This is a genomic window from Alteromonas sp. ABV2_168, from assembly GCF_056161165.1.
The window spans coordinates 523901-549407 of sequence record NZ_JBSWYQ010000001.1 but is presented as its reverse complement, the minus strand read 5'-3'; the positions used below and the strand labels follow the sequence as shown (position 1 = coordinate 549407).

Annotated in this window: 23 protein-coding genes; 8 read left to right on the top strand and 15 right to left on the bottom strand. The window is 50.1% G+C overall.

The annotated features are described in order from the left end of the window. Nucleotides 1-150: 150 nt before the first annotated feature. Nucleotides 151-1458: a lipid IV(A) 3-deoxy-D-manno-octulosonic acid transferase gene (gene waaA, locus ACXAH4_RS02440; RefSeq protein WP_474880566.1), complete on the bottom strand. Its 1308-nt coding sequence runs from the start codon at nt 1456-1458 to the stop codon at nt 151-153. A gap of 81 nt (nt 1459-1539) precedes the next feature. Here waaA and ACXAH4_RS02435 point away from each other — a divergent pair, with 81 nt between their 5' ends. The 3 genes from ACXAH4_RS02435 to ACXAH4_RS02425 all read left to right on the top strand — a co-directional run bounded on the left by ACXAH4_RS02435 (nt 1540) and on the right by ACXAH4_RS02425 (nt 4685). Beyond that, entirely contained in the window at nt 1540-2574 is a 1035-nt protein-coding gene (locus ACXAH4_RS02435; RefSeq protein ID WP_474848278.1) for a glycosyltransferase family 9 protein, read from the top strand. After that, entirely contained in the window at nt 2571-3647 is a 1077-nt protein-coding gene (locus tag ACXAH4_RS02430) for a glycosyltransferase family 4 protein (protein ID WP_474848280.1), read from the top strand. Before ACXAH4_RS02435 ends, ACXAH4_RS02430 begins: the two co-directional genes overlap by 4 nt. 96 nt (nt 3648-3743) lie before the next feature. Beyond that, complete coding sequence (locus ACXAH4_RS02425; protein ID WP_474848282.1) at nt 3744-4685, top strand: bifunctional helix-turn-helix transcriptional regulator/GNAT family N-acetyltransferase; 942 nt, start codon at nt 3744-3746, stop codon at nt 4683-4685. Between the two features lie 82 nt (nt 4686-4767). On the opposite strand, the gene rplI is transcribed toward ACXAH4_RS02425, so the two are convergent. The 10 genes from rplI to ACXAH4_RS02375 form a co-directional block, all read right to left on the bottom strand. Beyond that, on the bottom strand, nt 4768-5220 hold the full coding sequence (rplI, locus tag ACXAH4_RS02420) for a 50S ribosomal protein L9 (RefSeq protein WP_119502813.1): 453 nt from the start codon (nt 5218-5220) through the stop codon (nt 4768-4770). A 20-nt stretch (nt 5221-5240) separates the two neighbouring features. Then, entirely contained in the window at nt 5241-5471 is a 231-nt protein-coding gene (gene rpsR / locus ACXAH4_RS02415) for a 30S ribosomal protein S18 (RefSeq protein ID WP_070126454.1), read from the bottom strand. Between the two features lie 11 nt (nt 5472-5482). Continuing rightward, the gene (gene rpsF, locus ACXAH4_RS02410) at nt 5483-5881 is read right to left on the bottom strand and encodes a 30S ribosomal protein S6 (RefSeq protein ID WP_119502814.1); all 399 of its coding nucleotides are present in this window, start codon (nt 5879-5881) and stop codon (nt 5483-5485) included. A gap of 170 nt (nt 5882-6051) precedes the next feature. Next, entirely contained in the window at nt 6052-6822 is a 771-nt protein-coding gene (locus ACXAH4_RS02405) for a 3-keto-disaccharide hydrolase (protein ID WP_474880654.1), read from the bottom strand. 55 nt (nt 6823-6877) lie between these two features. Continuing rightward, entirely contained in the window at nt 6878-7495 is a 618-nt protein-coding gene (locus ACXAH4_RS02400) for a gluconate 2-dehydrogenase subunit 3 family protein (protein ID WP_474841586.1), read from the bottom strand. A 2-nt stretch (nt 7496-7497) separates the two neighbouring features. Further along, nucleotides 7498-9180 carry a GMC oxidoreductase gene (locus tag ACXAH4_RS02395; RefSeq protein WP_474880564.1) on the bottom strand — a complete coding sequence of 561 codons (1683 nt, stop codon included), beginning with the start codon at nt 9178-9180 and terminating at the stop codon, nt 7498-7500. 43 nt (nt 9181-9223) lie between these two features. After that, complete coding sequence (locus tag ACXAH4_RS02390) at nt 9224-10111, bottom strand: hydroxypyruvate isomerase family protein (protein ID WP_474880563.1); 888 nt, start codon at nt 10109-10111, stop codon at nt 9224-9226. Next, nucleotides 10104-11321: a nucleoside permease gene (locus ACXAH4_RS02385; protein ID WP_474880561.1), complete on the bottom strand. Its 1218-nt coding sequence runs from the start codon at nt 11319-11321 to the stop codon at nt 10104-10106. Before ACXAH4_RS02385 ends, ACXAH4_RS02390 begins: the two co-directional genes overlap by 8 nt. Before the next feature lie 49 nt (nt 11322-11370). Next, on the bottom strand, nt 11371-12426 hold the full coding sequence (locus ACXAH4_RS02380) for a sugar phosphate isomerase/epimerase family protein (protein ID WP_119502820.1): 1056 nt from the start codon (nt 12424-12426) through the stop codon (nt 11371-11373). Nucleotides 12427-12457: 31 nt separating this feature from the next. Continuing rightward, nucleotides 12458-13615, bottom strand: coding sequence for a Gfo/Idh/MocA family protein (locus tag ACXAH4_RS02375; protein ID WP_474848285.1), 1158 nt, complete (start codon nt 13613-13615; stop codon nt 12458-12460). 295 nt (nt 13616-13910) lie between these two features. Here ACXAH4_RS02375 and ACXAH4_RS02370 point away from each other — a divergent pair, with 295 nt between their 5' ends. From ACXAH4_RS02370 to ACXAH4_RS02360, 3 genes are all read left to right on the top strand, one after another. Continuing rightward, the gene (locus tag ACXAH4_RS02370) at nt 13911-14915 is read left to right on the top strand and encodes a LacI family DNA-binding transcriptional regulator (RefSeq protein WP_474880559.1); all 1005 of its coding nucleotides are present in this window, start codon (nt 13911-13913) and stop codon (nt 14913-14915) included. Between the two features lie 73 nt (nt 14916-14988). Further along, the gene (locus ACXAH4_RS02365) at nt 14989-15882 is read left to right on the top strand and encodes a sugar phosphate isomerase/epimerase family protein (RefSeq protein ID WP_303572102.1); all 894 of its coding nucleotides are present in this window, start codon (nt 14989-14991) and stop codon (nt 15880-15882) included. Between the two features lie 108 nt (nt 15883-15990). Next, nucleotides 15991-16314 carry a DUF3392 family protein gene (locus ACXAH4_RS02360; RefSeq protein WP_119502824.1) on the top strand — a complete coding sequence of 108 codons (324 nt, stop codon included), beginning with the start codon at nt 15991-15993 and terminating at the stop codon, nt 16312-16314. Here the strand turns inward: ACXAH4_RS02360 and acnA are convergent. Beyond that, on the bottom strand, nt 16311-19106 hold the full coding sequence (gene acnA, locus ACXAH4_RS02355; protein WP_474880557.1) for an aconitate hydratase AcnA: 2796 nt from the start codon (nt 19104-19106) through the stop codon (nt 16311-16313). The genes ACXAH4_RS02360 and acnA overlap by 4 nt on opposite strands. Nucleotides 19107-19251: 145 nt before the next feature. Between acnA and ACXAH4_RS02350 the strand changes: the two genes are divergently transcribed. Further along, nucleotides 19252-19725, top strand: coding sequence for a cupin domain-containing protein (locus tag ACXAH4_RS02350; protein WP_119502826.1), 474 nt, complete (start codon nt 19252-19254; stop codon nt 19723-19725). 35 nt (nt 19726-19760) lie between these two features. Here the strand turns inward: ACXAH4_RS02350 and ACXAH4_RS02345 are convergent, their stop codons facing one another. From ACXAH4_RS02345 to ACXAH4_RS02335, 3 genes are all read right to left on the bottom strand, one after another. Next, nucleotides 19761-20978: an MFS transporter gene (locus ACXAH4_RS02345; RefSeq protein ID WP_474848291.1), complete on the bottom strand. Its 1218-nt coding sequence runs from the start codon at nt 20976-20978 to the stop codon at nt 19761-19763. 133 nt (nt 20979-21111) lie between these two features. Further along, the gene (locus tag ACXAH4_RS02340) at nt 21112-22530 is read right to left on the bottom strand and encodes a sugar porter family MFS transporter (RefSeq protein ID WP_474841603.1); all 1419 of its coding nucleotides are present in this window, start codon (nt 22528-22530) and stop codon (nt 21112-21114) included. A 55-nt stretch (nt 22531-22585) separates the two neighbouring features. After that, the gene (locus tag ACXAH4_RS02335; protein WP_474841605.1) at nt 22586-23806 is read right to left on the bottom strand and encodes a XylR family transcriptional regulator; all 1221 of its coding nucleotides are present in this window, start codon (nt 23804-23806) and stop codon (nt 22586-22588) included. Nucleotides 23807-23975: 169 nt separating this feature from the next. On the opposite strand from ACXAH4_RS02335, the gene xylB reads away from it, so the two are divergent. Continuing rightward, nucleotides 23976-25466, top strand: coding sequence for a xylulokinase (gene xylB, locus ACXAH4_RS02330; protein ID WP_474880555.1), 1491 nt, complete (start codon nt 23976-23978; stop codon nt 25464-25466). Nucleotides 25467-25507: the final 41 nt, after the last annotated feature.

Sequence of the window (25507 nt, the reverse complement as noted above, 5' to 3'; positions counted from 1 at the left end):
GTCGGCGCTTATGAAAGCAATAGACAGACCAACTTTTGAAATGACATAGTTATCAGTACTTTATGCTTTTTACAGGGCATTTACCAACCATTGCCCACTGTTGACGCACCAACAGCACGCACCATTTCAACTCACATGCACCAAAAAGACTCAAAGGGATGAACGGATGACTTCCAGTGTCTTCCCGGTCGCGCCGCGGTTTGCACTGATCACAGCGAATCCGGCCTCGCCCGCCACACGGGCAGCTTCGGGAGAATCAAGCAACGTTTTACAACTGGCGGCGAGTTGCGTTGCATCTTCTACAATGCTGAGCGCACCACATTCTTGCAGGTACTGGCAAATAAGCGGATTGTTATAAACGTTGGGGCCCATGATTACCGGTAATTTTTGTGCAGCCGGCTCCAGGGCGTTGTGACCACCTTTATCCGCAAGACTGCCACCGACAAACGCAATGGTGCCGAATGTGTAAACCGTATTGAGCTTGCCCATTTCATCTACCAGCATGACATCAGTCTCACTGCTCACCTGTGCGCCCGGTGAAGCTGTGCGCAGGTAGTGTAACCCTGTTTGTTCCAGCAGATCCGCTACACGGGCAAACCGCTCTGGATGCCTGGGTACAAGAATGAGCAATAAATCCGGAAATCCGGGCTTCAGGCTCTGATAAGCATCAAGTAAGGCACTTTCCTCACCTTCATGAGTACTTCCACCAATCAGTGCCCTGCGGACATTTTTCTCAAGACCGTAAAATGAATCACCGGCATCCGGTGCAGACATTGCCTGATCAAACTTTATGTTGTTAGTAAGTGTTAACTTCTCTTTTTCGATACCGAGAAACTGATAATTTTTAAAGTCTCTCATGCCCTGGGCACATACATGGGAAAGCTTGTGGAGCATGGGCTCAAACAGTATTTTCAATTTCTTATATCGTCTGGCGGAGCGATCTGTCATACGCGCATTAATCACTACAACCGGAATGTCCCGACGCCAGCAACTATGGATCAGATTAGGCCACAGCTCCACCTCAGTGATCAGCACCATTTTGGGCTTCACCCGCCGCAGCATACCCGCCATAGCCATGTGTAAATCGTATGGTAAATAGAAGTGGTGAACAGTATCTTTGAATATAGATCTGACCCGCGCCGAACCGGTGGGCGTGGTGGTGGTTATCGTCACCGGTGTTTCCGGTTCTTCTTTCATTAACTGCTTAATCAGCACAGACGCCGCAACCACCTCGCCTACCGACACACAGTGAAAAAGGTATCCTCCCGGTGCGGCCGGCTGACGTACAAAACCAAACCGCTCAAACCGGCGATGGTTATATTCTTTATTTCTTCTCTGCCCGCGAATGATGAGATTCAGAAAAGCGAACGGAACGATCAGCGCCAGCACTAGTGAATAAAACCAGCGAAACAACGTCTCACTGAGGCCGGGCCGGTATTGGTTTTTGCTGGCAGTCATACGTACTCTGCGTCCTTTCGTCATTAAACTGTCGTGAAGCTTTGTTTAACTAAAAATCAGTTTTCAATTATTGTGTTTGTTATGCCGGACAAGAGTCACAAGCCTGCTGTACTTCTGGTTAAACTAAGCGCCATCGGTGACATTGTAATGGCCTCGGGTTTGCCATCCAACATAAAATCCTCACTAAATGCTTCACGTCTTGTATGGCTTACCGAAGCGCCCTATGCCAGTTTCATTGCTGCTCATCCTGATGTTGACCAGGTTATTCCCTGGCCGAAGAAAGAATGGTCAGCACTGGCAAAAAAAAAGCGCTGGCTGAGCCTCTGTCGCGCTGTAATAGCATTTAAGGCTGAGCTGTCATCACATCACTTCGATATCGCTATAGATGCACAGGGACTGCTTAAAAGCGCCTTTTTTTGCTGGTTGTCCGGCGCAGGCCGTCGCATAGGGTTTAAAAGCAAAGAGCACAGTCACTGGCTACTGACAGAATCACTGAATAAACCGGACTCTGATGACATCAGCTCGGAGTACAAAGCACTGGGGCGCTATCTTGGTGCACATGAATTCACCATGACACTCCCTGCCTCCCCGTCAGCTGTTCGCCAGGCGAAGGATGCCCTTGCTGCCAGCGGTATCAATCACGACTATATCGTTCTGTGTCCCTTTACCACCCGTCCTCAGAAACACTGGCCAGTGCAACACTGGAAAGATGTCATAGCGTGGTTAAACAATCATGACAGTCTTCCGGTGATTATTGCCGGAGGGCCTTACGATGCGGATACAGCATCAGAACTGGCATCAGGCAAAGAACACATATTCTCTTTCACAGGAAAACTGTCTCTTGCTGCCAGCGGGGCATTACTGGCAAATGCACGTGTTGTGGTTGGTGTGGATACCGGTTTGACTCACCTGGCGATTTGTCATCAGCGACCTGTTCTAGCCCTGTTCGGTTCCACCTGTCCGTATACGAAAACAGATAATCCGGATGCGACAGTATTGTACGAAAACTTACCTTGCGCCCCCTGTAAGCGTAAGCCGGTTTGCAACGGAGCCTATGACTGCATGCGGGCTATCACGCCACAAAAAGTCACCGCATGGCTGGAGAAGTGGCTATGACGATAATGGTGATGCATGTGGAACTTGGCAGACAGTTGTATGGCGGTGCCAAACAGGTTGAATATCTTATCAATGCGTTGCCAGAAGACACCATTACCAGCCACCTGGTGTGCGCATCAGACAGCGCGATTTCTGACATCCCGGCGCCCGGCTGTATCAAGCATCCGGTCCCTTACTCCGGCGATACGGATCTCAGGTTTCCTTTCCGCCTTTACCGGCTTATAAAAAGGTCTAAACCGGATATTCTGCACATTCACAGCCGCCGGGGTGCTGATGTGTGGGGCGGCCTGGTGAGTGCACTGTTCGGTATTCCGGCTGTATGTACCCGCAGAGTAGATAATAAAGAGTCTGCACTGGCTGCATTGAAGTACCGGCACTACAAAGCTGTCGTCAGTATCTCGCAAGGTGTACATGATGTGGTGTCACGGCATTGCAAACAGATCCTGCAGCCTGTGATCCACTCGGCAGTCGATCTGAATGACTTCCGCTACAGCAGGGACGCTGAGTGGTTTCGGGAAAAGTATGACATCCCTGCAAACCATAAGGTCATCGCAAACTTTGCCCAGCTTATCCCGAGGAAAGGTCAGAAAGATCTCATCATGGCCATGCAAGCTGTAATTGCCCGCAGACAGGATGTGACCTGCTTACTGTTCGGTAAAGGTAAACAACAGGCTGCGTATCAGCAACTGGCAGATGACTCCGGAGCCGGTAAAAATATCAGGCTGTGCGGGTTCACATCAGATGTTCCGCGTATTTTGCCAAATATTGATGTGATGGTTCACCCTGCTTATGCAGAAGGCCTTGGCATAATCCTTCTTCAAGCCGGGGCCTGTAAAGTCCCCATGATAAGCTGCCCTGTTGGCGGCATTCCGGAAATTATTCACAACGAAAAAACCGGCTTACTGGTTGAGCCGGGAGACCCGGCCGCACTGGCGCGGGAAATTCTTCGTCTGCTGGATAACCCGGCAGAAGCCCGGGCTCTGGGTGAAAACGCGTTTCATCATGTGCAGCAGCATTTCAGTATCGCCGCCATGGCGGATGCTTACACGGACCTTTATAAAAGTCTCGTCTAGAGGATTCTCTTGCCGGCTATATCATTTCCCCTTGTCACATTACCCGTTGAGATCTAATATGCGTAACTAGTTACGTATATTATGGGGTTTAGGGAAATGGCTGATGTTTTACAACTGGCAGGTGCAGCTGCACTGGGCAGCCGGTTCAGAAGATTGTCTGAAAAGCTGGTTGCGCAGGCCAGTGAAGTCTATAGAGCGTATAACGTTTCCATGGAACCAAGCTGGTTCCCTGTCATGTATAGTCTGATGCAGGAATCGCCGTTAAGTGTAAGTACCATTGCAGAAATTACCGGCCAGTCTCACCCGTTTGTCAGTAAAACCACCGCTCAGATGAAAAGCGCAGGATTACTTGTCACCCGTCCTTCTGAGCAGGATAAGCGGGTGCAATTGCTTTCATTGTCAGATAAAGCTCTGACGATGCTACCGGTGCTTGAAAAGCAGATAGCCGACATCGGCAATGCCCTTAATTCAGCACTGAACGACGTGGCGCCGGACTTCCTTGAACAGCTGGGTGCCGTAGAAACCCTGCTATCACAAACGACTTTGCTGGGCCTGATAAAACAAAAGGCAACACGGGGATTCCGCGTAATTGACTATTCCCCTGAGCATCGTGATGCGTTTTACCAGCTCAATAAGCACTGGATAGAACGCTATTTCACCATGGAAAGCTCTGATCATGCCTCGCTGGGGGACCCCGAAAATTATATTCTGAAAAAAGGGGGCCATGTTTTGCTGGTGCAAAATCCTGCCGGTGATATTTGCGGAACGGTAGCACTGATAGCCATGGATGATGACTGCTATGAACTGGCTAAAATGGCTGTGGCAGACAGCGAACAGGGCAAAGGTTTGGGAGCACTCCTTGGGGAAGCTGCCATACAAAAGGCCCGGGATGCCGGAGCGAAGAAGCTTTACCTGGAAAGTAACAGGAAACTGGCACCGGCCATCAGCCTTTACCGCAAACTGGGGTTCAAAGAAGTGGATAAACCCACACCTTCACCCTACGCGCGGTGCGATATACAAATGCAGCTAATGCTGTAAGTTGATACGGGAAACATTTTAACGGGCATAAAAAAACCGCTGCAAGTGCAGCGGTTTTCAGTATTACTTAATCAACTGGCAATTAAGCTTCTGCAACAATAACAACCTTAACAGATGTCATTACTTCAGAGTGTAACTGCAGGTCGATGTCGTATTCGCCAGTTTCACGCAGTGTACCGGTAGGCAGTTTAACTTCTGCTTTAGATACTTCAACGCCGGCAGCAGTGATTGCTTCAGCGATGTCACGTGTACCGATTGAACCGAACAGTTTGCCTTCGTCACCAGCAGGAGCAGCGATAGTCACTTCACCCAGTTCAGCAACTTTAGCAGCACGAGCTTCAGCAGCAGACAACTGGTCAGCGATTTTCGCTTCCAGCTCTGCGCGGCGAGCTTCAAACTTTTCAACGTTAGCTTTAGTTGCAGGAACTGCTTTACCCTGTGGGAACAGGAAGTTACGCGCAAAACCAGCTTTAACGTTAACTGTATCGCCCAGACCACCAAGGTTAGCGATTTTGTCTAATAAGATGATTTCCATCTAAGTTACTCCTTCGCCAATTACTTGTTGTGTGAATCTGTGTACGGCAGCAGTGCTAAGAAACGCGCACGTTTAATAGCAGTAGACAGCTGACGCTGATACTTTGCACTGGTACCAGTGATACGGCTAGGAACGATTTTACCGCTCTCAGTGATGTAGTTTTTCAGTGTAGCAATATCTTTATAATCGATTTGCTCAACACCTTCTGCAGAAAAACGGCAGAACTTACGACGTCTGAAAAAACGAGCCATGATAGATCTCCTTACGCGTTGTCTTCAGTGGTTTCAGTTTTCTTTTCCGCGCGCTCACCGCGTGGAGCAGAATCGTCACGACGCTCACGACGTTCTTCCTTCATCATTGGAGAAGGTTCAGTCACAGCGTTCTTCGTGCGCATAACCAGGTTACGCAGGATCACATCGTTAAAGCGGAAAGCATTTTCCAGCTCGTCAACAGCTTCTGCAGTTGCTTCAGCGTTGATCAAAACGTAGTGTGCTTTGTGAAGCTTTTCGATTGGGTAAGCCAGTTGACGACGGCCCCAGTCTTCCAGACGATGGATTTGACCACCTTCTTGCTTCAGGATAGTGGTATAACGCTCGATCATACCAGGTACTTGTTCACTCTGATCAGGGTGAACCATAAATACGATTTCGTAATGACGCATTACACGCTCCTTACGGTTGTAGCCTCGACAGTACAGCCAAACTGTATAGAGACAAGGAACTAGATAGGTTTGATGGCTGTAAGGGCGCGCATTATATAGATCAATTGTTCACCAGACAAGCAAAAAAAGCCGCGATAATTCGCGGCTTTGAAAGGTTAACACCGTAAAGCTTAGCGGAAATCCGTCAGAGTATTCTGGCCGATTTCACGTATCCAGATATTACGGAAGCTCACAGGGTTACTGTGGTCCTGTAACTGGATAGGTGCACAACCATGCGCTTCATAAGAAGGTCCGCCAATCCATTCGGTCTTACCTAAGATTTCAGTGTGGTTTTGTACCAGCACACCGTTAATTAAAACGGTCAGGTAACCCGGTTTCACCAGTTCATCACCATCAAACTCAGGCGCATTAAAAATGATGTCGTAACTCTGCCACTCACCCGGCGGATTGACCGGGTTAACCAACGGGATAGCCTGCTTGTAGATACTGCCTGCCTGACCGTTGGGGTAAGTTTTATTGTTATAAGAGTCCAGAACCTGAACTTCATAACGCTGCTGCAGGAAAATACCTGAGTTGTTTCGCTGCTGGCTCTCCAGCCCCTCAACATCCTCAGGCGTTCTCCACTCGGCATGCAGTTGCACGCTGCAGAAAGACTGCTTACTGACAATGTCACCGGTTCCCGGTTTTACAGTTAGCGTACCGTCTTCTACCGTCCACTTCGCTTCACCACCTTTCAGTGATTCAAAAGCGGATAAGTCAGTACCGTCGAACAGTACCACCGCATCAGAAGGTGCTTTGCCCGGCGCAGTTTCAACCATAGCAGGAACAGGTTCCCACACTTCGGATTTAGCAGCTTGCTCTTCCGGACTCAGTTCCTTCGCCATTGACGCTGTTGACGCCAGTGACAGTGCTAAGCCGGATAGCAATGTTGTTTTTGTCATCTTTTTCATTATGTGCCCTTAATATTGAAATGATGGTGTTGGTGAAAAGGCTACCTCAGGTAGCCCAGGCTCTGTCACCTTTCTTATAAGGGATATCTTCGTATTTAGTCGGAATGGCAACGTAACGCAGTACTTTCGTCGAGCCAACTTCTGACGTGAAGAACGAGAACAGCACCAGTTGCTTGATCAGCGAGAAGTAATGAGGAGCAACCAGCTCTTCATCCCATGGCGCACCGGCATTCGGATTGCTCATGGCCACATCACCATAAATGCCTTTTTTAGCATTGTAAGCTTTGGCTTCTTCATCGAGGGCAGACAATAGTTCCATCTTCTGCTCAGCAGAAAGTAACAGGAAGTCTTTGCCATACTCTTTTTCAGCACGCTTCTTCAGGGTTACCAGGCCTTCTTTGAAGGTTTTCTGCATAGTCGGGTGATAGCAGTCTGCTACCAGTACGGCCATACAGCTACCTACGTCGGCGTCTTTTGCTCCCGGTGTGTCGGTACGGGGAAGGATAACTTCGCCCAGTTCGTTGAAGAAGGCTACGTCTTCCTTGCTGAAACCGGTGTCGGACAGCGGCACCACTGGCAGATTTTCATAAGCCAGCGCTTTGCCACCTACAAATGCAACACCTGTGGCAGCGGTGATGAATTTCAATAAATCACGACGGTTCATGGCTACAGGTTTCCTTTTTTCAGTTCGTCTACTGCAAAGTCTGCTGCACGGGCAGTCATTGCCATGTAGGTCAGAGACGGGTTAACACACGATGCTGAAGTCATTGCCGCACCATCGGTCACGAACACGTTTGGTGCATCCCAAACCTGATTGTGCTTGTTAAGTACTGAACTCTTCGGATCGCGACCCATACGCGCCGTACCCATTTCGTGAATACCCATACCTGGTGCGTAGTCCACGTCGTAGCCTTGAACGTTCTTAAGGCCCGCCGCTTCAAACATCTCAACCGCATCCTGTTGCATGTCTTTACGCATTTTGTATTCGTTTTCACGGATCTTAACGTCCATGGCAAGTACCGGCAGACCCCATTTATCTTTCTTCTTACTATCAAGATAGATACGGTTGTCGTGATGCGGCAGCATTTCACCGAACGCTGTCATACCAATAGTCCAGTCACCCGGCTCAGACATCGCATCTTTCAGGTTAGACCCCAGACCAAGCTCGGCGATGTCTTTACGCCAGCCACCACGGCTTGCAGAACCCTGATAACCGAAGCCACGTACGTAATCACGCTTGTCGCCGTCCCAGTTACGGAAACGGGGCACATAGAAACCAGCCGGACGACGGCCGAAATAATAGCTGTCTTCGTACCCTTCAACACTGGCGCTTGCGCCTACGCGGAAGTGGTGGTCCATTACGTTGTGACCCAGTTCGCCAGAGCTGCTGCCCAGACCGCCTTCCCACACATCCGTTGCTGAGTTCATCAGCAGCCATGCAGAGTTAAAGGCAGAGGCGTTTACGAATACAATTTTACTGTTGAACTCGTAAGTCTCGTTAGTTTCAGCATCAATGATTTCAACACCGGTTGCACGCTTCTTATCTTTATCGTATTTGATTTCTTTTACGATGGAGAAAGGACGCACTGTCAGGTTACCGGTTGCCATTGCTGCCGGCAGCGTAGAAGACTGAGTTGAGAAATAGCCGCCAAACGGACAGCCTAACCAGCACTTGTTACGGAACTGACAACCCACACGGATATCATTAATCCCCTGGGTAATGTTTGCAGAACGTGAGTGGATGAAATGACGTGAACCACCAAACGCTTTCTTAACGCGGGCAGCAACGTCTTTCTCAACCGCATTCAGCGGAATAGGAGGCATAAAGTGACCGTCAGGCAGAACGCTCAAGCCTTCACGGGTACCACTGATACCCGCATATTTTTCAACGTAGTCATACCATGGCGACAGGTCTTCATAACGAATTGGCCAGTCAACGGCGATACCTTCTTTGCCGTTAGCCATGAAATCTTCCGGATTCAGACGGTAGCTCTGACGTCCCCATAACAGTGAACGTCCGCCCATTTGGTAGGCGCGGTACCAGTCAAAGCGTTCTTTTTCAATGTATGGCGCTTCCTGCTCATTAGCCCACATGCCAAGCGTCATTTCATTCAGCGGGTAATCGCGGGAAAGTGCAGGATAAACTTCTTTCATGTCCTGCGTAGCCAGGCCCCGGTGAGGATAGTCCCAGCTTTCTTTATGCGCATTAATATAATCTTTAACGTGCTCAATATTTCGGCCACGTTCCAGCATGAGTACTTTAAGGCCTTTCTCGGTCAGTTCTTTGGCAGCCCAGCCGCCACTGATCCCCGATCCGACAACGATCGCATCATAGTTATTACTTGCCATGTTTTGTCCCCTTAAACACGTCCGGCAAAAGCGTTTCTACTGATCAGACATCACAAATGCGGATCGCCTGGTTAAGCGACTTCAGTTTGCCTGCCTTACTGTCTGGAGTTGGAATAAATTCCTGGGCCAGATACCCGTCAAACGGTAAATCCTTAATCGCTTTCGCAATGGCCGGATAATACAGTTCCTGAGAGTCATCAATCTCGTGACGCCCCGGCACACCCGCTGTGTGGTAATGCCCGAAATACTGATGGTTGTCACGTATGGTGCGAATGATGTCACCCTCGCTTATCTGCATATGGTAGATGTCGTACAGCAATTTAAAATGCGCTGATCCCAGCCGGCGACACAGCTCGATACCCCAGGCTGAATTGTCGGCCATGTAATCAGGATGATTGACCTTGCTGTTAAACAGTTCCATTTGCAGCACTACCCCGTGCTTTTCAGCATGAGGCAGAATTTGTGATAGCCCTTTAACGGCATTTTTCAGTCCGGTTTCGTTGTCCATACCCCGTTTGTTACCACTAAAACAAATGAGGTTGGTGTAACCGGCTGCCGCCACTTTCTCTATATGCGGAATGTAACGTTCGAAGAGCGCTTCATGAAAACGGTCGTCACACCAACCGTCTTCAAGGTTCAGTTCAGCACCATTACACATAGAGCAATGCACGCCATGTTTCTTAAGGATATGCCACTCATCAGGACCCACTAAGTCGATTGCTGAAAAGCCCATATCTTTAATGGCAAGGCATAGCTCCTCTAAAGACAGATCCGGAAATGTCCAACGCGCCACTGCGTGTTTGATATTTCCTTTGAGGGCGGCATGCTGGCTTGTGCCAGCATGCGCATGAAGAGATAAAGCACTGGTCGCTGTCAGCCCAACCCCTGACAGCGCCAGCCCTTTAAGCACCGCTCTACGCGAATTACGCATCGGTGGAAACCTTCTCGTCTTTGAACAGGATGAAGAAAAGTACCAGTACGACAGCCGCGAACCCTGCAGGGAACAACCAGATGCTGCTCCAGTCCGCTCCGGCTTCTGATGTGTAAGTGTCGGTGATCTTACCTGCAACCCAGAAACCAATCAGCATACCCACACCATAGGTGGCTAATGTGATGAGGCCCTGCGCCGCACTTTTGATTTTTTCACCGGCTTTAGCATCGGTATAAATCTGTCCGGATACGAAGAAGAAATCGTAACAAATACCGTGCAGTGCAATACCGACTAATAATAAGAACATACCGCCGTCAGCATCACCGTAAGCGAACATCACATAACGCAGTACCCACGCCAGCATACCCAGCAATAACGTTGCCTTGATGCCGAAACGGTTCAGGAATACCGGCAGTGCCAGAATGAACAATGCTTCTGAAACCTGACCCAGCGCCATTTTACCCGTCGGATTTTCCACGCCGATGCCGGCCAGGAACGGGTTCGCATTCTGATAGTAGAACGCCAGCGGAATACAAATCAGTACCGAAGACAGGAAGAACACCAGGAAGCTGCGGCTTTTAAGCAGTGTCAGTGCATCCAGACCCAGCATTTCACCCAGACTTGCCGAAGCTGTACCTTTCGCTTTAGGTGGTGTTGCAGGTAACGTGAAGCTGAAGATACCCAGAATTAATGAGCCAATGGCAGAAAGTGCAAAGGTGTTACGCAGTGCGCCTTCAGAAATGCCGCTGGAAGAATCCCATGAGAACACATAGCTGATCACCAGACCGGCTAAAATCCAACCTATGGTTCCCCAAACACGTACTTTACCGAATTGTTTTGACGGGTCAGTCATCTGGCCGAATGATACCGAGTTAACCAGCGCCAGCGTCGGCATATAAGCAATCATGTAACCCAGTACATATGGATAAAATGATGCAAAGTCAGTCGAGACGTACATCATGTACATCAGCGCCGCGCCAATCAGGTGAAGCACACCCAGAATACGTTCTGCATTGAAGAAACGGTCAGCGATTAAGCCAACGATGAAAGGCGCAATAATCGCCCCCCAGGACTGGGTAGAAAACGCCATACCGATTTCACTACCGGAAGCGCCCAGTGTTTGCCCCATGAAGGTACCTAAGGTCACAAACCAGCCACCCCAGATAAAAAACTGGAGAAACATCATAATGCTCAGGCGGGTCATTATCATTGTTCTATCCTCTTACTACTTCGGGGCCTTTTGGCCCCGGGCATTATTATTATTTGTCCAGACCCAGGATCCGGCGGTTTCTTTCTGTGCTGCTGCCAGCACCGGCAAAGTCATCGAACGCAACTTTAGTTGGCTCAATAATGTGAGATGCGATAAATGGTGCACCTTCAGCTGCACCCTGCGCAGAATCTTTCAGACAGCATTCCCACTCAAGCACTGCCCAGCCTTCAAAACCGTACTGGGTAAGCTTAGTAAAGATGCTCTTGAAATCTACCTGGCCGTCGCCCAGTGAACGGAAGCGTCCCGGACGGTCTACCCAACCCTGGTAACCACCGTATACGCCGCTTCTGCCATTTGGCAGGAACTCAGCATCTTTCACATGGAACATTTTGATGCGGTCGTGGTAACGGTCGATGAAGTCCAGATAATCCAGTTGTTGCAGCACGAAGTGGCTGGGATCGAACAGGATGTTTGCGCGGGGGTGATCGTCGACTTCCTGCAGGAAACGCTCAAATGTTGCACCGTCGTGTAGGTCTTCACCCGGGTGGATTTCGTAGCACAAATCAACACCAGCCTCTTCGAATGCATCCAGAATAGGTCTCCAGCGGTTCCCCAGTTCTTTGAAGCCTTCGTCAACAAGACCGGCAGGACGTTGCGGCCACGGGTAGACCAGATGCCACATCAGTGCACCGGAGAAAGTCACGTGTGCTTTCAGGCCAAGACGTTTACTGGCTTTTGCTGCCAGCATCAGTTGATTGATTGCCCATTCTGTACGCTCTTTCGGCTTACCGTGTAAATGCTCAGGCGCGAAGTTATCGAATAACTCATCGTAAGCAGGGTGAACAGCCACCAGTTGTCCCTGCAAATGTGTAGACAGCTCGGTAATTTCAACACCGGCTTCAGCACACATGGCTTTTACTTTGTCGCAGTATTCCTGACTTTCTGCGGCAATTTCCAAATCAAATAATTTGGGGTCAGTAGGCACCTGAATGCCCTTATAGCCCAGTGAAGCTGCCCACTTTGCCATCCCTTCCAGGGTATCGAACGGCGCTTTGTCACCTGCAAATTGTGCTAAAAAAATCGCAGGGCCTTTAATTGCTGCCATGGTAATCTCCTAAATTCTGTATACGGGTCTGTTACTCGGTATCCGGGATCGGATGCCACTTCACGTCGCTGGCGCCGGAGGCAACCATTGCTTCAATAAATGCCATTCCGCGTAAACCGGACTTCAGACCGGGCACGCCTTCAGCTTTACCTGTCTGACCTTCGCGTACAGCGATGGCAAAGTAACGGTAGAGGTTAGCAAAAGCTTCGAGATAGCCTTCAGGATGACCTGACGGAGTACGGCAGCGATCGGACGCTTCAGGATACAAACCCGGTTGGCCGGAACCGGCACGGTATACGCAGTAAGGTGCATCCAGTGTGCGGAAAATAACGGAGTTAGGCTCCATCTGATGCCATTCCAGTCCGCCTTTATCACCGTACACTTTAATTTTCAGCGCGTTCTCTTCACCGGCACACACCTGGCTGGCGATGAGCACGCCCTTAGCGCCTTCAGCAGTGCGGAAGAATGCTGCACCGTCATCGTCTAAACGGCGGTTCGGCACAATGATGTTCATGTCTGCACACAGTTCAGTTACCGTGTGGCCGCTGATAAATTCGGCCAGACCAAAGGCATGGGTACCGATATCGCCCATACACCCTGCACCGCCCGACAATGCCGGATCTGTGCGCCATGCAGCCTGTTTGTTATCAGGATCGTCTTCGCCACTTAACCAGCCCTGCGGGTACTCAACGAGAATTTTACGGATGTTGCCCAGTTTGCCATCTTCAACCATGGCTTTAGCCTGCCACACCATGGGATACCCCAGGTAGGTGTGTGCCAGTCCATACAGACGATCAGAACTGTTAACGACTTTCGCCAGCTCTTTGGTTTCTGCCAGATTCAGACCGGCAGGCTTTTCGCAGAATACATGATAGCCAGCTTCGAGCGCGGCTATGGTGACCGGCACGTGAAGATGGTTCGGCGTGACAACCACAACCACTTCCATACGCTCGTCAGCAGGCAATTTATTTTCTGCTTCCAGCATTTCCTGCCACGACGCATAAACGCGGTCGCTGCTTAAACCCAAACTGTCACCGGTACGCTGATTATTCCCAGTATCGCGGCTGAATGCCCCGCAAACTAAATCGTACTGACCGTCCAGGCCTGCTGCGTGACGATGTACGGCACCGATAAAAGCACCTTCACCACCACCGACCATACCCATGCGAACCCGCTGCAACTTCGCCATGTATTCCCCCAATTGTGCACATCGTTGTTACAAATATGTAATTACTGTAAAAATGTAACGGATTACATAAATTGATGTCAACGAATTTTCTACCATCGTCGTAGTTCGAACGACCAAATGTAATGAATACACGGAAATTTTGTATATTTTTTGTTTATATTTCACATTTAAAACTGGATTTATGCTTACATTTGGGTAATCCTGTCGCGACAAAATGTAATCCGTTACATATGCACAGAAGTGAATACCTCACTTCGCACTGCAAAGAATAAAAAAGTGGTTTGAGAAAAAGGTAATGCCAAATATCCGAGATGTCGCTGATTTAGCCGGAGTTTCCGTGGCAACTGTGTCGCGTGCTTTGCAACAGCCTGAACGTGTTTCTCCGAAAACACGGGCTAAGGTCATGTCAGCAGTAAGTGAAGTAGGATATAAGCCTAATCTGATGGCGGTAAAATTCCGCTCCGGTAAAACGCACAGTCTGGTAGTACTGGTTCCGACGGTGGCAAACGTATTTTTTGCCCGGGTGATCAGTGGCATGCAGGAAGCTGCAGCCGAATCCGGCTATTCACTGTTACTGGGCAACACGCTTGGTAAAGCAGACATCGAGGCAAATTACGCCAAGATGGTACAAACATCACAAGCTGACGGACTTATTCAGCTTCGCGCACACAACCCGTTTTCTGAAGATACCGGCAAGAACGACAGCATGCTGCCCATGGTGAATGCCTGTGAGGTGCTCAGTTCGAATATTTGCCCGACCGTGACACTGGATAACCGCGCCGCGGCCAGAGCCATGACGGAGCATCTGCTCTCTCTTGGTCACAAACGTATTGCGCTTTTTAAGGGGCCTGCAGACAGTCCCCTCACACAGGAGCGGCTTGCCGGTTACCGTGACGCGTTACAGGCCGCCGATATTCCTTACGATCAATCTTTGCTTTTCGCCGGCGATTTTACGTTGCAGGCTGGATATGAAGCTGCCGGCCGGATGCTGGCACTGGATAACCGCCCTACTGCGGTATTTTGTGAGAACGATGAAACCGCTCTGGGTGCACTTCAGGGCTTTAAAAACGCAGGTTTGCGGGTACCTCAGGATATCTCGGTTGCCGGCTTTGATAATATCGACTTTGCCGCCTATTGCGATCCCCCTCTGACCACCATTGCACAGCCGGCAGAAGCCTTCGGCCGCACTGCTGTAAACTTGTTAGTGGACGTACTGGAAGGCAAACTGACAACGGCACCTAAAGTAATTATGCCGTTTGAACTCATTTTACGGGGCAGCACCGGAAAGGCTCCGGATTAAACAGAACGATGACTTTTACTTGCTGCGTACGCTGTAACTTCGTGAGCAAGTGCAAATGACGAAGGAGAATAACATGTCAGGCAGAAACAATAAGGCAAGTCATATTGCCAGCAAGATCGGCCAGTCCTCACTGGACCGTCGTCAATTCGTAAAACTGGGCGCAGCCGGAGCAGGCCTGCTGATGGCACCGGGATTTGCATTTGGTCAGGCTAAAGCGGAAACCCGCGTAGGACTACAGCTGTATACACTGCGCGATATGATGGCCGTCAGTGTGCCCGCCGTGCTGAAACTGGTTTCAGCGGTAGGCTACAAAGAACTGGAATTCGCCGGTTATTTTGGTCACAGCCCGAAAGAAATCCGCAAAATTGTTGATGGTGAAGGCCTTTCAGCTCCTTCTGCACACATTCCTCTGGATATGTTCCGCAAAGAAGGCATTAATAAAGTTATCGAAACCGCCCTCGAAGTAGGCCACAAATATGTGGTTATCCCTTATCTGACTGAAGAACAGCGTGGTACAACCATCGATGTGTACAAAAAGCTGGCAGAAGAATGCAATAAGTGGGGCGATGCCTGTAACCGTCAGGGACTGAAACTGGCCTACCACAATCATGATTTCGAATTCCACGTTACTGACGGTGTCGAGCCGTACGATGTGTTACTGAATGAAGTGGATGCCGACAAAATGGCGATGGAAATGGATTTGTTCTGGATGTTCAAAGCCAATAAAGATCCGCTGGCCTATTTTGCCAAACATCCCGGCCGCTTCAAGCTGTGGCACGTCAAAGACATGGACAAGCAGGGCCAGTTCGCTGACGTAGGTACCGGTACAATTAACTTTGCCAAAATCTTTGCCGCATCGAAGCAGGCAGGCGTAGAGCACCGTTTCGTTGAACGCGACCAGACACCGGATAAACTGCAAACCATTCAGCAGGGTTACAAAGCCGTATCCACCTTGCTGGCCGGCTAATACCTGAGTGGTCATGCACATACGCTGAACCTTAATTCAGACGTAGGTTTTCTTTGCCGCAAAACGTAAAATGCCCGCTATCAAAGCGGGCATTTTTGCAGTGAATTTATGACAGAACTATTTGGTCAGTTAAGCCAGTGGCTATCTCCCTATTACACCCAATTGAGTATCATGCTGATGGCCACCATTCTGGTGGTGTACGGCGATATCATCAATAAACATATCAAACGCATGCTGGCGCCGTATCATTTTCTTATCCGCACCACACTGTTCGTGTTGCTGTGTGCTTTCGGATACGGGCTGCTCACTATTCACGGTGCGCCGTTCCTGCTCTACCTGATAAAATATCTGCCCTGGTATTTACAGGGCGCGGGCTTTATCAGTGCATTCATCATTCTGGGCGTACTTGCCGAAAGACGGCGCTATATTTAAGCGCCTTTCTTCAGATACTCGCGGATAACGTAGTGCAGGATGCCGCCGTTTTCGAAGTAGGTAAACTCATTGGCGGTATCAATCCGTACGTCCATCATAAATTGACGGGCCTCACCATCGTCAGTCGTGACCGTTACCTGCACTTCCTTCTGACCACGTTCAACCGGCGCAATGCTGTAGGTTTCGTCACCACGCAATGACAGTGATGACGCGCTGTCGCCCTCTTTAAACTGCAACGGCAGAATACCCATACCAATGAGGTTAGAACGGTGAATACGCTCATAACTCTCTACCATTACGGCTTTGACACCTAATAATGACGGCCCTTTGGCTGCCCAGTCCCGGCTTGAGCCTGTACCATACTCTTTGCCTCCGATAACCACAGCCGGCACACCGTCTTCACGGTAGCGCATGGCCGCATGGAAGATAGACATAGCATCACCGCTGGGATAATGGGTGGTTGCGCTGCCGGTGGTGCCGGGTGCTAACTGATTTTTCAGTCTCACATTGGCAAACGTACCCCGCATCATCACCTCGTGGTTACCACGGCGTGATCCCAGAGAGTTAAAGTCTTCCGGCTTAATACCCTGCTCCTGCAGATATTGTCCCGCGGGGCTGTCCGGGGCAATGGCGCCGGCAGGAGAAATATGGTCGGTAGTGATGGAATCACCCACCTTCACCAGACAACGCGCACCTTCAATGGCACTCAGTGCCGCAGGCTCACTGCCCATGTCAGCGAAGAACGGCGGATGTTTGATGTAAGAGGAATCCGGCCAGTCATACACAGAGCTTGAAGACACATTCAGTTCGTTCCAGATGTCATTGCCTTTAAATACATCCGCGTATTTCTGCTTAAACAGATCGCCCGATACATAGTCGTTAATTTTCGCCTGAATTTCCTGTTCTGATGGCCACAGATCTTTCAGATAAACCGGTTTTCCGTTCTTATCTGTACCGATTGGCTCACGGGTAATATCCACTTTCATGTTGCCAGCCAGCGCGTACGCCACCACCAGCGGTGGTGAAGCCAGGTAGTTAGCCGCTACATCCGGATGGATACGACCTTCAAAGTTACGGTTACCGGACAATACCGAGGTAACGGTGAGTTTCGCATCGTTAATTGCTCGGGAAATTTCTTCAGGCAGCGGACCGGAGTTTCCGATACAAGTCGTACAGCCGTATCCCACCAGGTTAAAGCCAAGTTGCTCAAGGGGCTCCATCAGTCCTGCATCTTCCAGATACTGTGTGACCACTTGTGAACCCGGCGCCAGTGAAGTTTTCACCCACGGCTTACGGGTCAGACCCAGTTCCACCGCTTTCTTCGCCAGCAAACCGGCACCGATAAGCACTGACGGATTAGACGTATTCGTACAGCTGGTAATGGCGGCAATAACGATTGCACCGTCTTCCAGATTAAATTTCTCACCATTGAAGTCGACGAAAGAATCCTGCTCTTCATCCACCTCTGCCATGTCGCCGCCTTCAGCAACAAATTTAGCTTCTTCACCTTCGACTTTTATATCAATCTGAGACTGATACCAGTCAGTGAAGGCACTGGCGGCAGTATCAAGAGCAATACGGTCCTGCGGACGTTTGGGTCCTGCAATGGAAGGCACCACATCAGCAAGGTCCAATTCCAGCGTTTCATGATAAATGGCATCTTTCGTGTGATCGTCGTGCCACAGACCGGCTGATTTTGCGTAGGCTTCTACCAGTTCAATCTGTTCGTCAGGACGACCGGTCAGTTTCAGGTAATCCAGTGCCACACTGTCTACCGGGAAGATACCGCAGGTGGCACCGTATTCAGGCGCCATGTTCGCAATAGTCGCGCGGTCTGCAGTGGTAAGGTATTTAATGCCCGGGCCGTAGAATTCAACGAACTTACCCACCACACCATGCTCTCGCAGTTGTTCAGTGATCGTCAGAACCATGTCAGTAGCAGTTACGCCGGGATTTAACTTACCGGTTAAACGGAAGCCTACAACGTCCGGGCGCAGCATGGTAACGGGTTGTCCAAGCATGGCCGCTTCGGCTTCAATACCACCCACGCCCCAGCCAAGTACGCCAAGACCGTTAATCATTGTGGTATGAGAGTCTGTGCCTACCAGCGTGTCCGGATACACCAGTGTGTCGTCTCCTTCCTGCTTGGTAAACGCACAACGTGCGAGATATTCCAGGTTCACCTGGTGCACGATACCCCGGCCCGGCGGTACCACTTTGAAGTTGTCGAAAGAAGACTGTCCCCATTTCAGAAACTGATAGCGCTCACGGTTTCGCTGAACTTCAACACCAGTGTTTTTCTCGAAAGCATCCTCTGAGGCAAAATAATCCACCATAACAGAGTGGTCGATAACCAGCTCTACAGGGTTCAGAGGGTTAATGGTTTGTGCATCCCCTCCTAAATTATTAACCGCATCACGCATGGCGGCGAGGTCAACAATGGCCGGGACGCCGGTAAAATCCTGCAGAATTACCCTGGCCGGCACAAAGGAAATTTCATGCTGACTGTCATCTTTGATATCCCACTTCGCCACTTTCTCAATATCTTCGCTGCTTACGAATTCCTTGTCTTCGTGGCGGATTAAGTTTTCCAGCAGGATCTTTATGCAGAAAGGCAGACGGTCGAGGTCGAATTGCTGCCCAATGGAATCGAAACTGATTGCTTTGAATGCATTATCGCCAACATTAACGGTCGTAAACTTCTGATATTTCACGTTTTCACCTTTCAAATTGAATGAGTGCGCGGTTCTGTATGGCCTGAACAGACAAAAAAGCGCCGGAGAATTTCTCATTCATACGGTGATGTTGTGAAAAAAAGTTCACCCATTCACCACATCGGATTTGTTTAGAATTGGTTAATAAAGATGATGTTTTCGATTAACGGGCACGGTATGCTATTTGTACAGGGTAAACACACAAAAGAAGAATTATAAAAACATGGGCAAAACGCGACATCACGAATTAATCGATCAACTGCAACTGGAACCCCACCCGGAAGGCGGATTTTACAGGCAGATATTCAAGTCTGATAAACAGGTTAATTCACCTGCACACGGTCTGGGCCGCCCCGCCATGACGCATATCTACTTTCTGTTGCTTGAAGGTCAGGTAAGCCGCTTCCACCGCGTTTTACACGATGAAGTCTGGAACCATTACGAGGGAGCGCCATTGCGTCTGTACCACATTCATCAGCAACAGCTGAGAGAACAGCGGATTGGTGGCAGGGAACATGGCTATGCAGCTGTCATTCCGGCCGGCAACTTTCAGGCCGCTGAAACCACCGGAGAATACACTCTCGTGGGCTGCAGCGTAGCGCCGGGCTTTGACTTCGCCGACTTCAGTTTCATTGAGGAACCGTCACTGAAACAATGGATTGAGATCGCCCATCCGGATATGTCACGTTTTATCTGAATCAACAGACAGGCGTGACATCACGCCCGTCTTCACTATGCCTGTGCCGTTCGCAATCTTAACACCGGGCGCTCATCAATGAAAATGTGGATCAGCGCAGTGATACCGGCAATCACGCAGGCACTCCACCAGACTACATCATAAGAACCGGTAGTATCGTACAGATAACCACCCAGCCAGACTCCGCTGAATGAACCCAGCTGATGGCTTAAAAACACAATGCCGTACAGCAGCCCCATGTGCGGCAGACCGAATAACTGCGCCACCAGCCCGGATGTAGGCGGCACCGTGGCCAGCCACAACAAACCAGTCACAATAGAGAATATGTAGACCGATGTTGATGACATGGGAAAATACATGAAGCCGGCAATGGCAACAGCCCGCAATGCGTAAATGAGGGTGAGCAGATTTTTCTTGGAATATTTACCCGCCCATGAGCCGGACAACAGGCAGCCAATGATGTTAAACAATCCAATGAGCGCCAGGCTCATGACCGCGATGTCAGCGGTAAAGCCCCTGTCAGCAAGAAATGCAGGCATATGCACGGTAATGAATGCCAGCTGGAAACCGCACACATAAAACCCCACCACAATCAGCCAGTAATGGGGGTAAGTACAAGCCTCTTTCAGCGCTTCTTTCACAGTCTGACGCACCTGTGTGTTGCCCTGCGCCGCCTGTTGCCCGCCGCTGCCGGTTAATGAACCGGCCATCAGGCTCATCATCAGCGCACTTCCCGCCATCAGTAACAACGCATTGCTCCAGCCATAAGCGGCAATAAAATGCTGTGCAACGGGTACTACCAGCAACTGTCCGGCGGAGCCGGCTGCACTGCCAAGACCTAAGGCAAATGAGCGTTTTTCCGGAGACACCATTCTTGCCATCGCAGGCAATACCACACCCAGGCCGGAGGCGGCGATGCCCATCCCCATCAGCAAGCCGGCTCCCGCGTTCAGGCTGCCGGCGCTGTCACTGAAGGCAGTAACCGCTAAACCACCGGCATACAGGAAGGCGCCAAGAATAACGGTTTTTACGGTACCGAAACGGTCTGCCATTGCCCCGGCAACAGGCTGAAAGAGTCCCCACCATAAGTTTTGCATCGCCAGCGCAAAAGCAAACACCTCACGGCCGTAGCCAAACTCTGAGGAAACAGGCTCCATGAAGAAGCCCATGGAAGAGCGCAATCCAAAGTTGAGCGATAACAATATGCAGGCAAATGCGATGGAGAAACTGAGGAGTCTGACCGGCTGTGACATGAGGCATCCTTGTGATGCAGCCCTTTACACTCCGGTATCTGCTTGCGGTAAAAGGCTGAAACGTAAAAAGGCATATTACCGCTTTTCGTATGCCTTTAATACTCAGTGGATGTAAGGCTTTTTTTCCGCCGGCTCAGCCTTGCATATCTTCCAGTTCACGACCGCGGGTTTCATACACGTACTTGCTGACAAAAATCACTGACAACACCGCGCACAATGCATAGAAGCCGTATGCACCTGCCAGACCAATACCGGCCAGCATCATCGGGAAAGTCCATGTGATGGCGAAGTTTGTCAGCCACTGAATCAATCCGCTCACCGCCAGACCGGAGCCACGGATTTGATTGGGGAACATTTCTCCCAGCATCACCCACATGACCGGTCCCCATGAGAAGTTGAAGCAGAACACATACAGATTGGCAGCAATCAGTGCAACAGGTCCCCAGGCACCCATTATCAGTTTTCCGTCCATCCCCTGCTCTGCGTTACCAAACGCGACAACCAGCGCGATAAGCGTTACAGACATACCGGCAGAACCCCACTTCAACAGTGGTTTACGGCCCACTTTATCGATGATTGCCAGGGTAACCAGACAGGCAGCAATACTGATGGCTCCGCTTATCACGTTGATCAGAAGAGCGTCACTTTCTGAGAAGCCGACGGCCTGCCATAACACCGCGCCGTAATAGAATACCACGTTAATACCCACCAGTTGCTGCAAGGTGGCAAGTCCCAGACCAATCCACACGATGGGTCTGACCTTTCCGGTATCCGGTTGTTTCAGGTCGCTCAGGCGCGGCTGATGATCATTTGCCAGTGTGGATTCAATTTCAGTCAGCTTTCCCGCTCCTGCATCACCGTAAAGCTTACCCAGAACCTGCTGCGCTTTGACTTTATCTCCTTTTACTACAAGGAAACGGGGACTTTCAGGTATAAATAACAGCATCAGTAAAAACAACGACGCCGGGATCAGCTCCATCCAGAACATCCAGCGCCAGGCTGCATAATCCATCCACAGAGCCTGCGTAGAACCCGAGGCGAAATCGGCAAGAATATAGTTACTGAGAAAAGCGGCAAATAACCCGCTGATAATAGCGATTTGCTGGATCGACGTGAGCATGCCGCGGTATCTGGCAGGCGAGACTTCGGCAATATAAGCCGGCGCCATGACAGAGGCAGCGCCTACCGCAAGTCCACCCAGGATACGATAAAAAACAAACTCACCACCACTGGTTGAAACGCCGGAGCCCCAGGCACTGATAATAAAAAATACTGCCGCCACCAGCAGCAATGCTCTTCTGCCGTACTTATCTGCCAGCCGCCCGGCAAAAAAAGCACCGACAGCACAACCTAAAAGCATACTGGAAACATTAAATCCCGTACCCACACTTTCTGACTGAAAGGCGGCCTGCAAACCGTCAACAGTGCCGTTAATAACGCCACTGTCGAACCCGAATAAGAAACCACCTATAGTGGCAACAACACTGATGAAGAGTATAAAACTCCTGTTTTCAGAGGGCTTGTCTGCACTTGCTGATAACACGGTGTCCATAGGGTACTGATTCTCCGTTATTAATAATTCTGCGTCATTTAAGTTTCATTGCTCTCTAGATAGCGGCAAACTTTGATAAACCTTCCACGGGCAAGTCATCCAGACTTTGGGGCCGGTGTGCCTGACGGTACTCCACCGGAGTCTGGTTAAAATGCTTGCGGAATATGGCATACATGTATTGAATCGACGGGTAGCCACAAATTTCTGCGATTTCAACTGCGGCTTCATCAGTTTCCTTCAGCATTTTGCAGGCACGGCTGAGTTTTTCGTTATGAATTTCGGTGTGAATACTGTGTCCCCGCTCCTCTTTGAAACGGCCCTCCAGGTTTGAGCGGGATATACCTACGTAGTCCAGCACCTGATCAACTTTAATGCCGCGACATGCGTTATGCCGTATGAAATGCATAGCCTGCATTACCAGCGGGTCTTTAATCGCTTTGTAATCGGTAGACTGCCGTTCAGCTACACGCTCGGGTGGTACGAGTACCGGCGCTTTGCTGACTGGTAAACCCTGCAATTGCCGGTGCAGCATTCTTGCAGCCTGAAACCCCATGTCAAAACAGCCCTGCTTCACTGATGTCAGACTGACACGACTCAGGTACCGGGCCAGCTCGTCATCATCTATACCTATCACTGAATACCTTTCAGGAATGAGTAAGCCAAGATGATCACAGGCTTGCAGCAGGTGACGGGCCCTTGCATCGGTAACTGCCACGATTCCGGTCGGTTCCGGTAAACTATTCAGCCAGTCGGTGAGTCGTTTTAAAGAATACTGCCAGGTTTCAGGACGTACGGCATGACCACGATAAACGAAACACTCATAGCCTTCCCGCCGAGTCAATTCCAGCATGGCTCGCTCACGCTCATGTGCCCACCGGTTCTGAGAGTCAAGAGGCGCACCGTAAAAGGCGAATTGTTCTATGCCTTTTTGTTTTAAATGTTCAAATGCAGCTTCAACCAATGCAAAGTTATCGGTAGCGACGTAGGGCACTTGGGGATAATCAGCCTGATTTTGATAAGAACCGCCCACTGCCACGACCGGCACTCTGGCTTTAGTCAGCGCTTTTTCAATAGCAGGATTGTCAAAATCTGCAATAATCCCGTTTCCGCTCCACTCGTCCAGATGCTCCAGCCGGGTCATAAAGTCCTCTTCAAGATACAAGTCCCAATCGGCTTTCGACGTTTGCAAATATCGGCCTATACCTTCGATAATCTGACGGTCATAAACCTTACTGGCATTAAACAGCAACGTGATACTGTGTGACTTTTCGAACATAGCTGGCCCCGACTAATAAGATTCCGTAAAGCAATTTATGAATATTGTTTTTACGCATCCTAAACCACCGCAAAGCAATTAACAAAAAGATTACAAAATTTCATAATTGCTCTGATCGCTTTTGATAATCAACATAGAGGAATAGCGGATTACCAGAAGTGGAAACAACATGTACATAGGCATTGATTTAGGCACCTCAGGGGTAAAAGTGGTGTTAACAGACGAACAGGGCGCGGTGTTAAGAACCACCCATGCGTCTCTGGATGTGTCGATGCCAAAGGCCTTATGGTCAGAGCAGAATCCGGCAGACTGGTGGGAAGCGACCTGTCAGTGTCTGGATGCGCTGAAAGCATCGCAGGACTTAAGTACCGTGAAGGCTATCGGACTGAGCGGACAAATGCACGGGGCAACCTTGCTGGATGAAAACGGTGACGTGTTGCGCCCTGCCATCCTGTGGAACGACGGCCGCTGCGATGATGAATGTCATGAAATAGAAGCGGCCGTGAGCGACGCACGTCAGCGCAGCGGTAATATCGTGATGGCAGGCTTCACCGCGCCTAAAATCCTGTGGGTTAAGCACCATGAACCTGATGCCTACAGACGCATTCACAAAGTATTGTTGCCCAAAGATTACCTGCGTTACAAACTGACCGGTGAATTTGCCAGCGAAATGTCAGATGCAGCCGGCACTATCTGGCTGAATACGGAATCCCGTAAATGGGACAGCACATTGCTGGCTGCCACAGGGCTGAATGAATCTCATATGCCGGCACTTTTCGAAGGGAATGCGGTCACAGGAGAGCTGACGGCCAGCCTTGCCGAACGCTGGGGCATGAAATCCGTCCCTGTTGCCGGCGGCGGTGGCGATAACGCTGCCGGCGCTATTGGCTGCGGTATTGTTGATGCGGGTCAGGCCATGTTGTCACTGGGCACATCCGGGGTTTACTTTGCCGTCACCGATACCTTTCGCATTAACACAGAGCAGGCTGTACACAGCTTCTGTCATGCCCTGCCTTCCCGCTGGCATATGATGTCGGTAATGCTGAGTGCTGCAAGCTGTTTACAATGGTACGCAGGTCAAAGTGGCTATGAGGATGTAGGGGCGATGCTTGATGATGTTGAGCAGTCAGTCTCTTACTCTGATGACGCAACACCGTTGTTTTTGCCTTACCTGACAGGTGAGCGGACACCACATAATAATCCTTATGCGAAAGCAGCCTTTTTCGGGGTCACAGCCAGCACTACCCGCGCGCACATGGCCAGAGCAGTTATTGAAGGCGTTTCTATGGCACTGGCAGACGGCATGGACGCAGTGCATCAAAGTGGCGTGAGTGTATCGTCAATCAGCTTGATCGGCGGCGGAGCGAAAAGTCCTTTCTGGCGACAATTGCTCAGCGATATCAGCGGTCAGACTCTCACCTACCGCAAAGGCGGCGATGTTGGTCCTGCGCTCGGAGCTGCAAGGCTTGCGCAACTGGCGGTGAATCCTGACAAATCCTTATCTGACATTTGTTTTCAGCCCGAAGCAGAAGCGGAATATCAACCAGACCCCAAAGTTAATGAAGCCTATTTAGCAAAACGTCAGCAGTTCCGTGAGCTTTACTACGCCATAGAACCTTTCTGGTCGTCACCGAAAAAACAGAAAACTTTCACGAATTAACATAATTGTTGAACTGCGCAGGGTCTTTCACACTGTCTTCA

Excerpts from the sequence above, each read along its gene's own strand:
- ACXAH4_RS02370 (WP_474880559.1), top strand. The coding sequence starts at position 13,911 with ATGCCAAATATCCGAGATGTCGCTGATTTAGCCGGAGTTTCCGTGGCA.
- ACXAH4_RS02360 (WP_119502824.1), top strand. The coding sequence starts at position 15,991 with ATGACAGAACTATTTGGTCAGTTAAGCCAGTGGCTATCTCCCTATTAC.
- ACXAH4_RS02350 (WP_119502826.1), top strand. The coding sequence starts at position 19,252 with ATGGGCAAAACGCGACATCACGAATTAATCGATCAACTGCAACTGGAA.
- ACXAH4_RS02425 (WP_474848282.1), top strand. The coding sequence starts at position 3,744 with ATGGCTGATGTTTTACAACTGGCAGGTGCAGCTGCACTGGGCAGCCGG.
- ACXAH4_RS02380 (WP_119502820.1), bottom strand. The coding sequence starts at position 12,426 with ATGGCAGCAATTAAAGGCCCTGCGATTTTTTTAGCACAATTTGCAGGT.
- ACXAH4_RS02340 (WP_474841603.1), bottom strand. The coding sequence starts at position 22,530 with ATGGACACCGTGTTATCAGCAAGTGCAGACAAGCCCTCTGAAAACAGG.
- acnA (WP_474880557.1), bottom strand. The coding sequence starts at position 19,106 with ATGAGAAATTCTCCGGCGCTTTTTTGTCTGTTCAGGCCATACAGAACC.
- ACXAH4_RS02405 (WP_474880654.1), bottom strand. The coding sequence starts at position 6,822 with ATGACAAAAACAACATTGCTATCCGGCTTAGCACTGTCACTGGCGTCA.
- rplI (WP_119502813.1), bottom strand. The coding sequence starts at position 5,220 with ATGGAAATCATCTTATTAGACAAAATCGCTAACCTTGGTGGTCTGGGC.
- ACXAH4_RS02435 (WP_474848278.1), top strand. The coding sequence starts at position 1,540 with ATGCCGGACAAGAGTCACAAGCCTGCTGTACTTCTGGTTAAACTAAGC.
- ACXAH4_RS02395 (WP_474880564.1), bottom strand. The coding sequence starts at position 9,180 with ATGGCAAGTAATAACTATGATGCGATCGTTGTCGGATCGGGGATCAGT.
- ACXAH4_RS02345 (WP_474848291.1), bottom strand. The coding sequence starts at position 20,978 with ATGTCACAGCCGGTCAGACTCCTCAGTTTCTCCATCGCATTTGCCTGC.
- rpsR (WP_070126454.1), bottom strand. The coding sequence starts at position 5,471 with ATGGCTCGTTTTTTCAGACGTCGTAAGTTCTGCCGTTTTTCTGCAGAA.
- xylB (WP_474880555.1), top strand. The coding sequence starts at position 23,976 with ATGTACATAGGCATTGATTTAGGCACCTCAGGGGTAAAAGTGGTGTTA.
- ACXAH4_RS02335 (WP_474841605.1), bottom strand. The coding sequence starts at position 23,806 with ATGTTCGAAAAGTCACACAGTATCACGTTGCTGTTTAATGCCAGTAAG.
- ACXAH4_RS02430 (WP_474848280.1), top strand. The coding sequence starts at position 2,571 with ATGACGATAATGGTGATGCATGTGGAACTTGGCAGACAGTTGTATGGC.
- ACXAH4_RS02400 (WP_474841586.1), bottom strand. The coding sequence starts at position 7,495 with ATGAACCGTCGTGATTTATTGAAATTCATCACCGCTGCCACAGGTGTT.
- ACXAH4_RS02385 (WP_474880561.1), bottom strand. The coding sequence starts at position 11,321 with ATGATAATGACCCGCCTGAGCATTATGATGTTTCTCCAGTTTTTTATC.
- waaA (WP_474880566.1), bottom strand. The coding sequence starts at position 1,458 with ATGACTGCCAGCAAAAACCAATACCGGCCCGGCCTCAGTGAGACGTTG.
- ACXAH4_RS02365 (WP_303572102.1), top strand. The coding sequence starts at position 14,989 with ATGTCAGGCAGAAACAATAAGGCAAGTCATATTGCCAGCAAGATCGGC.
- ACXAH4_RS02375 (WP_474848285.1), bottom strand. The coding sequence starts at position 13,615 with ATGGCGAAGTTGCAGCGGGTTCGCATGGGTATGGTCGGTGGTGGTGAA.
- ACXAH4_RS02390 (WP_474880563.1), bottom strand. The coding sequence starts at position 10,111 with ATGCGTAATTCGCGTAGAGCGGTGCTTAAAGGGCTGGCGCTGTCAGGG.
- rpsF (WP_119502814.1), bottom strand. The coding sequence starts at position 5,881 with ATGCGTCATTACGAAATCGTATTTATGGTTCACCCTGATCAGAGTGAA.